General features: G+C 72.4%; 9 protein-coding genes and 1 pseudogene. 3 read left to right on the plus strand and 7 right to left on the minus strand.

The window, feature by feature from the left end:
* Nucleotides 1–33: 33 nt before the first annotated feature.
* Both OHV05_RS35070 and OHV05_RS35075 read right to left on the minus strand, forming a co-directional pair.
* Nucleotides 34–600, minus strand: coding sequence for a TetR/AcrR family transcriptional regulator (locus OHV05_RS35070; RefSeq protein ID WP_405021353.1), 567 nt, complete (start codon nucleotides 598–600; stop codon nucleotides 34–36).
* Nucleotides 601–981: 381 nt separating this feature from the next.
* Entirely contained in the window at nucleotides 982–3,174 is a 2,193-nt protein-coding gene (locus tag OHV05_RS35075; protein ID WP_405021354.1) for a helix-turn-helix domain-containing protein, read from the minus strand.
* Between OHV05_RS35075 and OHV05_RS35080 the strand changes: the two genes are divergently transcribed.
* On the plus strand, nucleotides 3,161–3,307 hold the full coding sequence (locus tag OHV05_RS35080; protein ID WP_405021355.1) for a hypothetical protein: 147 nt from the start codon (nucleotides 3,161–3,163) through the stop codon (nucleotides 3,305–3,307). The two genes, OHV05_RS35075 and OHV05_RS35080, sit on opposite strands and share 14 nt — an antisense overlap.
* Nucleotides 3,308–3,593: 286 nt before the next feature.
* Nucleotides 3,594–4,535, plus strand: a complete 942-nt coding sequence (locus OHV05_RS35085; RefSeq protein ID WP_405021356.1) for a ribosome-inactivating family protein — start codon at nucleotides 3,594–3,596, stop codon at nucleotides 4,533–4,535.
* A gap of 486 nt (nucleotides 4,536–5,021) precedes the next feature.
* On the opposite strand, the gene OHV05_RS35090 is transcribed toward OHV05_RS35085, so the two are convergent.
* The 5 genes from OHV05_RS35090 to OHV05_RS35110 form a co-directional block, all read right to left on the minus strand.
* The gene (locus tag OHV05_RS35090) at nucleotides 5,022–5,900 is read right to left on the minus strand and encodes an alpha/beta hydrolase family protein (RefSeq protein ID WP_405021357.1); all 879 of its coding nucleotides are present in this window, start codon (nucleotides 5,898–5,900) and stop codon (nucleotides 5,022–5,024) included.
* A 42-nt stretch (nucleotides 5,901–5,942) separates the two neighbouring features.
* Nucleotides 5,943–6,386, minus strand: coding sequence for a hypothetical protein (locus tag OHV05_RS35095; protein WP_405021358.1), 444 nt, complete (start codon nucleotides 6,384–6,386; stop codon nucleotides 5,943–5,945).
* Nucleotides 6,387–7,102: 716 nt separating this feature from the next.
* Nucleotides 7,103–7,342: a hypothetical protein gene (locus OHV05_RS35100; RefSeq protein ID WP_405021359.1), complete on the minus strand. Its 240-nt coding sequence runs from the start codon at nucleotides 7,340–7,342 to the stop codon at nucleotides 7,103–7,105.
* A gap of 374 nt (nucleotides 7,343–7,716) precedes the next feature.
* A complete protein-coding gene (locus OHV05_RS35105; protein ID WP_405021360.1) occupies nucleotides 7,717–7,959 on the minus strand; it encodes a hypothetical protein in 243 nt (80 codons plus the stop codon).
* Between the two features lie 236 nt (nucleotides 7,960–8,195).
* On the minus strand, nucleotides 8,196–8,591 hold the full coding sequence (locus OHV05_RS35110; protein WP_405021361.1) for a hypothetical protein: 396 nt from the start codon (nucleotides 8,589–8,591) through the stop codon (nucleotides 8,196–8,198).
* 163 nt (nucleotides 8,592–8,754) lie between these two features.
* On the opposite strand from OHV05_RS35110, the pseudogene OHV05_RS35115 reads away from it, so the two are divergent.
* Nucleotides 8,755–10,204, plus strand: a pseudogene (locus OHV05_RS35115) (NF041680 family putative transposase).
* Nucleotides 10,205–13,751 lie beyond the last annotated feature (3,547 nt).

Here is a 13,751-nt window from a genome sequence, read left to right on the forward strand (position 1 = left end):
GGCGCAGGTTCCGCTCGGCGCAGGGCAGCGCGCTCAGCGCAGGGCGCGGGCGGCGAGCAGCGCCACCACGCCCTCGACGGCGTGGTGGAACGGCTCGACCGAGCCCTCCGCGCGGGCCAGCACGTACCCGCCCTGGATCACGGCCGCGACGGTGGCGGCGGTGTCCTCGACGTCCAGGGTCGGATCGAGTTCGCCCAGCGCCTGACCCTCGGTCAGAACCGCTGCCAGGCGGCCCCTGAGGTGCCGGAAGGTCTCGGCGACGGGTGCCCGCAGGGCCGGGTCGGCGACCACGTCGGGGTCCTGGGTGAGCCTGCCGACCGGGCAGCCGCGCAGCACGTCCCGTTCGCGGCGCAGATAGCCGGCGATGCGCTCGACGGGCGTGCCGGGAGCGGAGAACTGCTCCTCGGCGAGGGCCATCCGCTGGTCGGCGCTGCGCTGGATGGCGGCCAGCGCCAGGTCGGGCTTTCCGGTGAAGTGGTGGTACATGCTGCCCTGGCCGACTCCGGCCCGCTCCTGGATGGCCTTGGGGCTGGTGCCCACATAGCCGCGCTCCCAGAGGAGTTCCCGGGTGCTCTCGATCAGGCGTTCAGGGGTGCTCATGAGACGACTGTACCTACTAGTATGTACAGTCGGCAAGCGGTGCCCCTGGGTCACCTGCGCTTCCTGCGCAGTACCGAGACGGCGCAGGCCAGACCCACCGCCACCAGCACCGCGCCCAGCAGCACCAGCAGGTTCCGCAGATAGGCCGGCGGCATCAGTTATCTTGGGTGCCCAGCAGCCGTGAGGCGCATGGGAATTGACCGCCGGCCGGGTACGTGTCTGGTGGATATCTGGGGGTTTGTCAGGCGCGTGAGGTACATCAGTGGCGGGCGGGCCCGGCGGCGTGGACGATGTCGGCGGCGAGGTCCGGGCTCTCCCGGTTCCAGCGCCGAGGTGCGGCCTTCCAGTCGGCCCGGGCCGCCGGTGAGGGTGCGGCTGCGGTCAGACCCGGGTGGTGAGTCGTGCGAGTGCCGTGTCGTACCGTGCCTGGACTTCGGCGTCCGATGCTGCGCGCAGGAGGGCGGCGAGGTCGAGTTGGGTGGCGCCGTCGGTGTGGTGGCCGAGTCCGAGGAGTGCTTCGCCCTTGATGATGAGCAGCAGGATGTGGGGGATGTCGGTGGCGCCGGGGCAGTAGCCGAAATCCTGGGCGCGGGTGGCGGTGGCCAGGGCGTGGTGCCAGTGGCCGGCGTCGGCTTGGTGGCGGGCGAGGTGCTGGGTGGCGAGGCGTTCGATCCTGCGGTCGCCGATGTGGCGGGCGAGGTCGGCGGCGCGCTCGCAGCTGGTGGCGGCTTGGTCGAGGTCGCCGAGGGTGGCTTGGGCCAGGGCGAGGACGATGAGGGCGTTGGCCTCGGCGAAGGCGTCGTCGGCGCGGGTGGCGAGCGCGACGGCGGCTTCCAGGTGGACGAGTGCTTCGGGGGTGCGGTCCTCCTCGGTGAGGACCCAGCCGAGGACGTTGAGCACCCGGGCCTCGCCGTGGTGGTCGGCGTCGGCGCGCGCGGCGGCGAGGGCGGTCTGAAGGAGCGGCGCCCAGCCGTCGCGCACCCGCCAGACGATGAGCGGCCACATCGTCATGACGATGCGCCAGGTCCGCTCGTGCAGGCGGGCGGTGTTGGCGGCGGCGATGGCCTGGGTGAGGTTGTCGCGCTCGGCGGTGAACCAGGCGACGGCGGCGGCCCGGTCGGCGAACTCCCGTACGGCGGCGGGCGCAAGGAAGTCGGGCGGGAGGGGGAAGCAGTCCTCCGAGCCAGGCTCCGCCGCCGCCACCACGGTGGCGGTGGCGGTGGCGGTGGTGATGTAGTGGTCGAGGACGCGCTTGAGGGTGTCGGGGTGGGCGTTCAGGCCGCGGGCGTAGAGCCGCATGAGGTCGTGCATGGCCCACCGGCCGGGCGCCGTCTCGGTCACCAGGTGGGCGGTGGCGAGGTGCTCGAGGGCTGTCTCGGCGGTGGTCGGGTCGGTGGCGGCCAGGGCGGCGGCCGTGTAGCGGTCGACGTGGCTGCCGGGGTGACGGCCGAGCGCGGCGAACAAGTGGCGGACCGGCTCGGGGAGCTGGCGCAGCGTCAGGTGGAGCGCGGCGCGTACTCCTGTGTCCTCCAGGTCCAGCAGGCCAAGGCGGCGTGTCTCGTCGGCGAGCTCGTCGGCCATCGAGGCCAGGGTCCAGCCGGGCCGCCCGGCCAGGCGGGCGGCCGCCACGCGCAGGGCCAGCGGCAGGCCGCCGCACAGCTTGGCCAGGCGCAGGGCGGCGGCCGGCTCGGCGTCGATGCGGTCGGTGCCGAGGACGCGGGCCAGGAGCGCGGTGGCGTCCTGGGGGGTGAGGACGTCGAGGGCGACGGGGCGGGCGGTGTCGGTGACGATCAGGGCGGCCAGGCGGTGGCGGCTGGTGACGACGGTGACGCAGCGGTCGCCGCCCGGCAGGAGCGGGCGGACCTGGTCGGCGTCGCGGGCGTTGTCGAGGACGACGAGGAGCTGGCGGTTGGCGGCCAGCGAGCGGAACATCGCGGCCGAGGCCGTCTCCGCGTGCGGTATCCGCTCGGCCGCAACGCCCAGGGCGGCAAGGAACCCGCGCAGCACCTCGACCGTGGCCGGCTCGCCGGTGTCGCTGAAGCCGCGCAGGTCGGCGTAGAGGCGCCCGTCGGTCAGGCCGGCGGGGTCGTGGTGGGCCCAGTGCAGGACGAGGGCGGTCTTGCCTACTCCGGCGGGCCCCACCACCAGGCACACCGGGGCATCGCCCGCAGTGGCCCGGGTCAGGGCGGCGAGCTCGGCCGCCCTCCCGTGGAAGCCGCGCGGCGCGCGCGGAAGCAGGTCCGGTGCGCTCGCGTTCACGGTGGGCTCCGATGTCAGGGCGGGCGCGGGGACGTCCGGCGCGGTGGCGACCGTCGTGCGGGTGGTGCGGGGCCGGCCCGCGCTCGCGGCCTCCTCCAGCCCCCGGGCACCGGCCGCGTCCAGGCCGAGCGCCTTCGCCAAGGCCTGGACGGTGCGGCGCTGCGGCCCACGGGAGCGGCCCTGCTCCAGGTAGGACAGGGTACGCACGCTCACCCCCGCCGCGTGCGCCAGGTCCTCCTGGCTGAGCCCGGCCCGGTGGCGTAGCGCGCACAGCAGCGTGCCGAAGGAGTAGTCGGCCGGTGTGGTCGAGGTCATGCTGATGATCTTCCCCTGGTTCGACGTGGCCCCGCCGAACCGCCAACCCAACCCGCAAAAGTATGCGGTACGTACCTTTGCGGGCGAAATTGCATGGTTCACGCCAGCCCGGCCGGGTGGGATCGAGATCTGAGGAAGACAGCCCCGCAACCACCCGGGGACCCCCTTCCGCCGACCCTCGATCCCACCGGGACCAGGGGTGCGGCGGGCGGGGCCGCCAGCCGCTCCCTCAACCGTCCGTCCCGCGAGAGCGCCCCTGCCCCGACGCAGCGGCAGGCGTTCACGAGGGTCTTCGCCGCGCGACCCACACCCGCGCGCAAGAACTTTCAGGAGAACCACCCGATGCACCTGCATCCGACATCCACCATGCGCCGAACCGGAAAGCAGCTCGCGGTCCTGCTGCTCGCCCTGGTGTCCGCGTGCAGCGTGCTCTTCGGGGCCGCCGCCCCCAGGCCCACGCAGAGGTCCCCCAGAGCCAGGGGTTCACCACCATCGACTGGCACCTGTACGCGTACGGGGACCAAAACCGGAGCAGCCGGTCGCGTGACAGTTCTGACGACTACAACGCGATGGTGAACGCGCTGCGCAACGCCGCCGGCCACCAGATGGACAACGTCGACCAGAGCTCGGCCTACATGGACACCACGAGGCGGACCAACAGCAACCGTGTCATCCGGGTCCTGGTCTGGACCACCGAGGCGGACGGCGACCACGCGCACCTCGCGCTGTACTTCAACGTCGACAACCTCTACTTCCTGGGCTTCTCCGCCCGGGGCCAGCACTACCGCATCGTCCCCCGCGCCAACCAGGCCGCGGCCGCGTACACCAACCACCTGCCGGAGGAACTCCGCCGCGCCTCCCGCCCCGTTCCGCCGGTCGCCCCCCTGTTCAACGAGATCACCGGCGACGGCAGCTACGCGCAGATGTCGGCTCCCCCTGAGTGGCGGGGTGCCCAGCCCTACGACCGGACGACGCTGTACCAGCAGGTGCAGAACCTCACCAGCGCCCGGCCGGACAGCCGCAACTCGACCACGGTGAACCGGGCCATGGCCTACCTCATCGGCGCCACCGCCGAGGCCGCCCGCTTCGGCTGGATCCAGAACCGCGTCGCCCAGAGCATCTTCGCCGGCGGCGACGCGGGCGACCCGAGTTTTCCGGCTCACATCGGCGCCTTCGGCACCGACCTCGAACTCAACTGGAGCGCCCTGTCCCGCATGGCGCACAACACCGCGGCCGGCCGCGCCGACCAGGGTGTGACGATCAACAATCGCACGTACCGCGACGTGTTCGACATCGGGATCCCTCAGGGCGACCGTCCCCGCCTGACCCCCTTCCTCGCCCTGTACGGCAGCGGACGCTGAACCCCTGCCCGGCCGGTTGCACGCGCTCCCACACCCGCGAGCGAGCAGGCGCCCCACGCCTTCAACGCCCACCCGACGGCGGAACGCCCTAACCAAACCGAGACTCCCCTGGCGCCAGCCGCATGACCGAGCACAGCAGGGAATGGAGCACCCACTGCCTCATGTGCCTCAACCGATCAGATGGCCACTGATCTGCGAAGACTTGCACTCCACCCCAGATAACGACCGAGCTCTACCGCGACCACCGGGACGGCGCGGTCCACCCGGCCGCCTGGCACACGGCCGAGCTGGTCGAGTCCGGCTTCCGCGAGGCGGGCGTGGCCTGGCGCTCGGTGGACGACTCGCTGGTGGCGGCCGTCGTCTGACACGGCGTCATGCTTGCCGGGCGAACGGCAGCTGCCGCCCCGCTCCTGACGGTCATCCGACGTGCTGGTCCGCGCCCGGGGCGGCGGGCCACCCCGATACTCCGAGGCGGCCCGCCGTCCCTCAGCCGGACACGGACTCCACCAGCTGGTGACGGAAGAAGGCCACCGCGTCCGCGGCGACCCGACGGCGGGCCGGCTCGCCCGGCTCGCTGCCGTCCACGAACAGGTAGTGGCCGACGTCCTCGCCCACGCAGACCACCTCGGTGCCGGGGATGTGCTCGGCGTAGTACAGGGCGTTGCCGGGGCCGGGCGAGTTGTCGTCGGCGCCGCCCCAGCGGATGGAGACCGGCCGGGCCACCGCCTTGAGCGACTCCTCGTCGATCAACCCGCCGATGCCGGGGGAGATCAGGAAGGCGGCCTCGACGGCCGGGACGGAGCAGTCCGCGCCGGACTGCCGGACCATCGCTTCCAACTGCTCCGGGGTGTAACGGGCGTTCATGGCCTCCAGCAGGTCGGGGAACTCGGGCAGCGGCGGCATCGGCACCAGCCCCTCCGCGACGGCCCGGAAGCGCTCGGGGGCGATCCGCGCGCCGACGGTCGCGGCGGCGGTGTAGCCGCCGGCCGAGAAGCCGATCGCGCCCACCGCACCCAGCGGACGCTCCCGCCGCAGTTCCTCCACCAGGAAGCCCAGGTCACGCGGGCGCTCCCAGTTGAAGGCGAAGCCCTCCGGGAGGTAGTCGTCCACCCAGTTGTTGCCGTGGTGGTCCACCCCGGCCACCAGGAACCCGGCTTCGGCCAGTGCCTCCGCCAGCCACGCCAGGTCACGGGCGCTGCCGCCGGTTCCGTGCGACATCAGCAGGAGCGGGGGCGGGTCGACGGCGGATGGCGCGGGTGGTTCCCAGAGGTAGGCCCTGACCGGACGCGGGGCGTCGGTGGGGGCCTCGGGCGACCAACTGCGGCGCGTGCTGTCCTCGAACTCGCGGATCACGGGATCTGTCATGATCCGGAGCCTATGCAGACGGAGCCGCCGAATGCGGGCGGATTACGGCCCCCGTCGGAAGCCCCGCACCCGGCGTCCCGCCGGCTCCGGGTACGCCACGGTCCCGTCGGCGGCGCTCTTCGGGACGAGGAGGGTGTCCGGGTCCTCGGGGTCCGGCGCGGGGATGTGGGCGACGGCCCTGCCGATCGCCGTGGCGCAGCCGACGCACAGGGCGGGGTCGAAGTAGCCGCGGCCGGTCACGTCCGCCAGGTGCACCGCCCAGTCGTCGAAGCCCATCGGCTTGTGGCAGGCCATGCACCGCACGCCCCGGGCCGATTCGACGGCGATGAGGGTGGAGTCGGTCAGCACCACACTGGAGGGGATCTCCGGCCGGGGCCGCTGCATCTCCCGCTGCTCCCGTACCCGGTTGAGGGCCTCGTGGTAGCTGATGCCCTCGGCCTGCTGCAGTTCCCGGGCGCGCTGCTGGTCGGTATTGCGCTTCGTCACGATCGTCTCCTCGGAGACCGGCACTGCGCCCACGCCATCGGCCGGTGAAGAAGAGGATCCGACGGTTCATGAAGTCCGGACGCCTGGATCCCGCAGGGCCTTCTCCCGGGACTCGCGCGGCGTGGGCGCACGACAACGGGATGGGCGCTCAGCTCGCCGGCGCCAGGCTATCGGATGCTCACCATCGAATGAGCTGGTGGCCGCCCTCCGGCCGGTCCGGTCGTCCGGTCGGGCTGCGCCTGGTCGTCGCTGCTGGCCGTCGTCGTCGCTGCCGGGCCGCTGCTGGTCGCCCTGCTGGCCGCTCTGCCGGGCCCGGCGAGGTGCTGTCGCGGTGGGTGTCGCGTTGGGGGTGCTGTCGCGTCGGTGACGTGGGCGAAAGAGCCGGATCCCCCGTGCCGGTCCGGTCCGCGACAGCCGCGACAGGGGCCGCGGCCGGCCCCTGCTCCCGGGCTGGGACAGGGGGTGTCCCAGCCCTGTCCCACCGCCGTCTCACCGTGTCCGGTTATGTCCGTTTCGCTAGGACAGTCTCAGGCCATATCCCCAGGTAGGAGCGTTTTCGGCCCTGGCCTGAGACAGGACTGGGACACGGCCTCGCTGTCCTCTGACAGGCGATCTTGACCGATTGCCAGGTGACTTTGACTGGCTCCCCGGGCCGGTGGTTGGTGAGAGCGGTGGCGGGTGGTCCGGCCCGCGACCGGGCCGGACCACCCAGTCGATCAGTGCCCGATGAGGTGACCGATGCCGCCGGCGACGGTGCCGGCGGCGTGCTCGTTGCCGTTGCTCTGCTTCGAGTAGTTGCTCAGCTCGCTGTTGAGCATGGCCCCGAGGAGATTGGCGTTGTTGGCGACACTGCTGGCGCCGCCCAGGCCGTTGAGGATCGAGGCGTGAGCAGGAGCGGCCATGAGCAAGGGCAGGGCGGCGGCGAGAGCAGCCGCCCCGAGGACTGCGCGGTTCATCTTCATGCCGTGACCAACGTGACCTGCCAGCCGCAGGGCACGCCACTACGTCCGAACAGCCCGCAGCGGGATCAGCGTCGCCGCAGGCGGCCAGTCAAGATCACCTGTCAATCGGTCAAGATCGCCTGTCAGAGGACACTCGCTGCGGTCCGCCGCCCGGTTGCCGGTGCCGGAGCTGCTGCTGCCGGGCCGTCAGTGCCTGTTCCTCATCCCCATCGCCGCAGGGCAGGGCCCGATCCTAGGAATCCTCTCCAAGAGACGCGTTCGGGGAGCGGTCACAGTGACCGCTCCCCGAACGGAAGCTCTGGTGTACGCCGAGCCTGTAGGGGCCTCGATGGTGGGCCGGTAGCCCGCCAGTGGCTCCCATTGCCCCGTTAGGGGTATTCGATCTTGAACTCTGCCAGATGCAGGTTCGGGCTCTTGCCCGTGACCTTGGCCTCGACCTTGATCCGGCCCTCGGACTCGCTGGCGAGATCCAAGGTCAACTGGTGGCCTTCTTCGTTGCCATCCCACTTCCCGATGGCCATGACCTTGTAGGTGATGCCGTCACGGGCCGAGAGGGTAGAGGCGACGAAGTTGGGGACTTCTTCCTCGCGCGTGTTGGTGGGTTTGATCATGGGAAGCTCCAACGTGTCGTCAACTCAGGGTTGATACCGAATCGATCTTGCCAAGCAGGATAGGTGCCGGAGGCTTGACAGGCTGGACATCACGGAAGTGGTCACCACTGGTGAGCGATCCCGGGAAGCAGTACCGACCGAGAGATCCATGCGGGACGCGTCTGCTGGAAGGATTCCCTGGAATCGGGCCCTGAGCTGCGGCGATGGGGATTGGGAACAGGTACTCAGCTTGTGCTTTATCCTCCGTCGCCGGCATGCGGCGGCAGGGGGATGCTGTAGGCGGCGTCAAGCTTGTTGATGATCTTCCGGAGTTCGCGGGCGCCCCGGGGTGACATTGCGTTCATCACCGTGTCGAGGAGGGCGCGAGCCTCCAAGGGGTTGCCGCAGCAGTACCAGTGCACGTTGCCCCACTCGTAGTCGTGCCACTGCTGCCGCTCGGAGCGGCGAACGTGGTCCCGCCACAGGCGCACAGCGACGGTGACATCCCCTGGTTGCAGGTAGTTCCGGGTGCGTTCGAGGTGGGCTACCTCGGAGAGTGCCCGCGAGGAGACACCGTCGATCGCGGGTCTCGAAGCCTGTGTCCGGTGCGGGGGGAGGCTGGTCCGGACGTCCGTCGGCCGTCTACGCGGCATGGACCTTTCGGTTCGTCATCACGCGGCCCATGGTGTCACGATCGCGCGCGCTTCTCGAACGAGTTCACTCATCCGGGAGTTCGCCGGACGTGGACACGGCCTTCGCCTGACCATGTGCTCCGACCAAGAACGCACCTGAACTCGACGAAGGCCGTGGGGGGAAATGAGTCTGCTGTACCGCGATGTCCAGCGAGAGCCGTTCGCTGAAGCGTCACACTTCCGGGAAGACTTCTACGGATGCCTGACCGCGCGGCGCGACGAACTGTTCGAGCTCGCGGACGCGTTGCTGTGCGCGGACGGGCCAGTTACGTCGCCGGTGGAGCTGACGCTGGCGGCCGAGCACCGGCGTGGGCACGGCGCGCTGTACGACGCTCTCAACCGCGGCCGCCTCGACACCGCACGGCTGCGGCGAACGCTGGCCGCGCTACCCCAGCCGAAGGCCGCCGACGACCGCCTCGTCCTGGTGGTGGACGTGAGCAACTGGCTGCGGCCGGACGCCGAGTGCAGCGCGGACCGGCTGTTCTGCCACACCTACGGCCGCGGTCGGGACCAGCACCTGATGATCCCGGGCTGGCCGTACTCGTTCGTCGCCGCGCTTGAGAGGGGCCGCACGTCCTGGTGCCAGCTGCTGGACGCCGTGCGGCTCGGCCCCGAGGACGATGTCGCCGAGGTCACCGCCGTCCAGGTGCGCCGGGTGGTCGAGGACCTGGTCACAGGCGAACGGCGGCGCGAGGGCGATCCGGACGTTCTGGTCGTCTTCGACGCCGGCTATGACGCCCCGCGCATGGCCCGCCTTCTCAACGGACTGCCCGTCGAGATCCTGGGCCGGATGCGCTCGGACCGCGTCATGCGCCGACCGACACCCACGCAGCTGGAGTACGTCAAGGCCTATCCCCAGGGCGGGCGGCCGCCGAAGCACGGCAAGGAGTTCCGCTTCGCCAGGCCCGACACCTGGGGCGAGCCCAACAGCGCGACCGTCCAGGTCACCGACCGCTACGGCACCGCGAAGGCGATGGCCTGGGACCGTCTCCACCCCAGGCTCACCACCCGCTCCGCCTGGATCGACCACGACGGTGAACTCCCCATCATCGAGGGGACGTTGATCCGCCTCCAGGTCGACCGCCTGCCCGGCGGCGGAGACCCGCTGCCGGTGTGGCTGTGGTCCTCCGCCACCGGCATGACCGGCTCTGACGTCGATCTGCGCTGGCAGGCGTTCCTGCGGAGATTCGACCTGGAGCACACATTCCGGATGATCAAGGACACTCGGCTGGATCCGACCCAAGCTCCGCACACCGGAAGCAGCGGACCGATGGACATGGCTGATCATCGTCGCCCACACCCAGCTCCGCCTCGTCCGGCCGCTCGCCGAGGACATCCGCCGGCCCTGGGAGAGACCGGCTGGGCCGAACAGGCTCACCCCGGCCCGGGTCCGCCGGGGGTTCAGGAACCTCCGCCCGACCTTGCCCTGCCCGGCCCGTGTGCCCAAACCCACCCGGCCTGGCCCCGGCAGGCCGCTCGGCTCGAAGAACCAGCGGCCCGCCACCCGCTACGACGTGGGCAAGACCGCCCGGCGCCCCGAGACCATCATCGAACGCGACCGGATCAGACCATAAAGAACAAGCTCAGGCCGGGCCCGGCGTACCGGTGCTGCCGCTCCGTCAGGCGCCACCCCTGCCCCGGGGGGCCGCAGGCCACCGCCACCGCCCCGTCACCGGCCCCAGTGCCCCGTCACCGGCTCGCCCGCCACCGCCCCGGTGCCGCAGGCACCCGGACCCGCCACCAGCCCGCTGCCGGGCCGCCAGGCCGCCAGGCCCCGGCCCCCCGGCCACCCACCGGTCCGGCCGCCAGGCCGGCACCCCCACGCGGCCGCAGGCCGCCCGCGCGAGGACCAGGAGGAGCTGGAGGGCCAGGAGGACCGGGTGGTGGTGCCCGGCTGCGCCCCACCCCGCCCCGCCCTGCTCGGCGTTGTACGGATTGTCGGAGACCGGCCCCGAATTCCACCGCCCGCGCCGCTCGCGAATTCCGTTCAGGTGCTGCCGGTCCGGGGCGGTGCTGCGCCCGTCTGCGGTGTTCTCTGGCCGTCCCGGGATTCACGCTGTGAAGCAGTGGTCGGTGATCCCTGTTCCGACACCCGGTCATTCGGTCTGCCGGACGTGCTCCGATGGTCTCCGGAACGCACCATGATTCCGACGGACAGGCTTCCCGGATTTCCGCCAGGAATGATCGCCTGGAGCATCCCCGGTGGTCCGCTCGATTCCCTGGCCGGTTCCACTGTCGGCCCCGGCCGCGTTCGGCTTCCGTAAGCCGGTTTGCCTGCCGCCGCATGCAGTGCTGGAATCACCGCCGCTTTTCACGCCTGCTATCAGTGCGGGTTTCCCCGGCGGGGCGCCTTCAGGAGGTTTCTGGCGGTCTCGCTCATGTGATCTGTGGGGTGGTGAGGCAAACGACCCTGTCCGCACCCCGGGTCCCGTTCTTTACCGTGCGGGCGACCTCACCGCTGCGAGCCTATCCCGCGCTCAACCTCCGCCGCCTCGCCCGTCCGCGCGCTGCCGGGCCTTCAGGCTCCGGCAAGGGGCTAGCCGGCCGCCCGGGCACACCTCGCGCGCCCCGCTGCTCCCGGCCCCGAGGAGAGGACGTCCGCTGCCGGTCCGCAGGCCACCCGGCCCGGCTACCACCACCCCGACACCGCCCCGCGCCGACCACGCTCTGCTGCGCCCCGCCGGGGGGCCGTAGGCCACCGCCTGAGCCCGCCCGCCACCCTCGCCGGTGCCGCAGGCCCGGCCCCGCCACCCGCGTCTGCTGCCGGGCCGCCAGGCCCCGGCACCCCGGCCACCCACCGGTGCGGCCGCCAGGCCGGCACCCCGACCGCGGCCGCCAGGCCGCCCGCACACGCGGTGGTTGCCGTTGGAGGAGCGGGTGGTGGTGCCTGGGGCAGTGTGGTGCCTGGCTGCGCCCCGGTCCGTGTTCGTTCCTGCTTCGCCGAGTGTGTGGTGTTTCTCCCCGCGCCGCCTGCGGGGCCGGGGGTGGGGTTCCTGACAGCTTTTGCATCCGGCACTGGACGTCCCGACACCTCTTGCATGTTGGTCCAGCCGCAGGTGGGCGGGTTGCTGGTGTGGCTTGCGGAGGGGTTGCCGGTGCGGCTCACAGTGGAGGGGGCGGGTTCGGCTGCTCGGCCGGGAGTGCCGTCGCGCTCTGCCGCAGGCCCTCGCCGCACCCGTCCGGTGCTGCGCGCCGCGCTGCGGTCGTGCCCGCCGTCGCGCCCTCGGCAGTGGGTTGAGATCGGCGCGTGGTTCTCAGTGGCTCGGCGTGGCTGTTCACTGGGCCGACGGGGTGTGCCGGTGGTGCCCGGTGGGTGGCTCGGCGAGCGCCTGGTGCCCGTCGTCGTCACGGCGGGGCCGGCCGTCTGCCTGCCGCGCACCAGCACCTGCTGCCCGTGCCGCCGACCGCCACCCACCGCCCGCTGCTCCCGCCGCCCTCCCGGGCTCGCCACCCCACCCACGCCGCAGGTGCCCGCCTCCCTCCTGCCGCCGCTCACGGCCCGCTGTGGTGCCCGCCAGGGCGCCGTCCAGCCCTCCGCCCGCCCCTGGAGGCCGCAGGCCGCCGACGCCCCGCCATGAGGGCCGCAGGGCCCCCGCGCCCCACCGCTGCGCCCCGGGGGAGGGCGCTGTCGGGGCTGACGGCGGGCCGCCGGCCTGAGTCTGCGGTTGGTTGTCACTGGGGAATCGGCTGGCGTCACCGGAATCTGGAGGCGGCCGGTGATGCTGGGGTGGCCGGTCCGGCGGGCTTCTGATACTCCGGTGGCGACCGGGCCGGCACCGTCGAGTGGTACGACTACTTCCTCTACCGCGGTCGTGCCCGGCTGTACTTCCCGAGCCGCTGCCATTGCGCCGTGTTGCTGGCTTGTCCCCGCCCTGGCCCGGCTCGAACTCGGCTGGTCCCCTCCACAACGGACCGGCGCTTAGGGGTGTGGGCGCCGGTCGACGCAGGGCTGCGCGTGAGTCTATGGGCGTCCGTCAGGGCGCCGGACAGCGCGGCCCTCAGGCCGCCCGCCCCCTGCCCGGTGCCGCAGGCACCGGGCCCGCACCACCGGCTGCCGGGCCGCCAAGCCGCCCGTCTCGAGGACCGGGTGGCGATGCCGGGCTGCGCCCCGGCTCGCGCCCGCTCCACCGCTCGCCGACTGTGCGGTGCCTGTCCCCGCCTTGCGCTTGTGGCCCGGGTTGGAGTCCCTGACACCTCCTGCATCCCGGATCCGATCCAGGTCGGAGGGTTGCCGGGGCGCTCTGCCGAGGGGCGGCTGAGGTGGCCGGGCACGGGTTCGGGAGGCGGGGCCGGGGAGCGACTGCCGCGTCCCGGCGGAGGCCCCCGCCGAAGCCCGGGAGCGTGCCTCACCGGACCGCCGGGAGCCGGGGCTGCGCGATGCGGTGTGCCGGTGGTGCCCGGGCGGGTGGTTCGGTGAGCTCCTGGTACCCGCCGTCGCGGCCGGGGCCGGCCTTCGGTCCGCCGCGCACCGACTGTTCCTCCCGCTGCTCCTGGCGGGCTCCTCGCCCCACCCCGACCGCAGATGTCCACCCTCTGCTCCCGCTCCCGTTCACGGCCCGCTGCGGAGCCCGCCAGGGCGCCGCCCCCTCCTGGAGGCCGCGAGCCGCCCAGTGCCTGCCGGGTGCCGCAGGGCACCCAGGCCCCGCCGCTGCGCCCCGGGGCCTATCGGGGGATGGCTCGCTACCGACAATTCGCGGGATATCGTGAACGAAAGGCCCGCCGGATTCCGCCGCCCCGTCAGGGATGGCCCCTCTACCGGGTATTCGCGCGACATCGTGCACGCGCCTCGGACACCCCGTCAGGGGAGGCCCCTCCACTGACAATTCACACCACATCGTTAACGCTCCCGGCCGCAGGCCGGAACGGGCCCCGATGGCGGGCCGCAGGCCCGTGCCGCTTTGACATCGGCCACCCGATGAGTTGAGGCCCCGCCAGGGGCCGCCCCAGAAAAGCCAATTCGCCATCGGCGAATTGCCCCCCGCCACCCACCCCCGGCCCGGCGCAGCCGCAGCCCGCCGAGGCGCAGCCTCGGCCCCGTGACGCACGGTGACGCCGCAGGCGGCACCCCCGCACCTGACGGCGCGTCAGCGCCGTGACGGGCCGTCAGGCCCGTGGGCAAGC

The organism is Kitasatospora sp. NBC_00070, assembly GCF_045041205.1.
GTDB lineage: Bacteria > Actinomycetota > Actinomycetes > Streptomycetales > Streptomycetaceae > Kitasatospora.

What these genes read in the sequence shown, in the direction of transcription:
- OHV05_RS35070 (WP_405021353.1), bottom strand. Translation starts at nt 600, where the DNA reads ATGAGCACCCCTGAACGCCTGATCGAGAGCACCCGGGAACTCCTCTGG.
- OHV05_RS35075 (WP_405021354.1), bottom strand. Translation starts at nt 3,174, where the DNA reads ATGACCTCGACCACACCGGCCGACTACTCCTTCGGCACGCTGCTGTGC.
- OHV05_RS35090 (WP_405021357.1), bottom strand. Translation starts at nt 5,900, where the DNA reads ATGACAGATCCCGTGATCCGCGAGTTCGAGGACAGCACGCGCCGCAGT.
- OHV05_RS35100 (WP_405021359.1), bottom strand. Translation starts at nt 7,342, where the DNA reads ATGAACCGCGCAGTCCTCGGGGCGGCTGCTCTCGCCGCCGCCCTGCCC.
- OHV05_RS35105 (WP_405021360.1), bottom strand. Translation starts at nt 7,959, where the DNA reads ATGATCAAACCCACCAACACGCGCGAGGAAGAAGTCCCCAACTTCGTC.
- OHV05_RS35110 (WP_405021361.1), bottom strand. Translation starts at nt 8,591, where the DNA reads ATGCCGCGTAGACGGCCGACGGACGTCCGGACCAGCCTCCCCCCGCAC.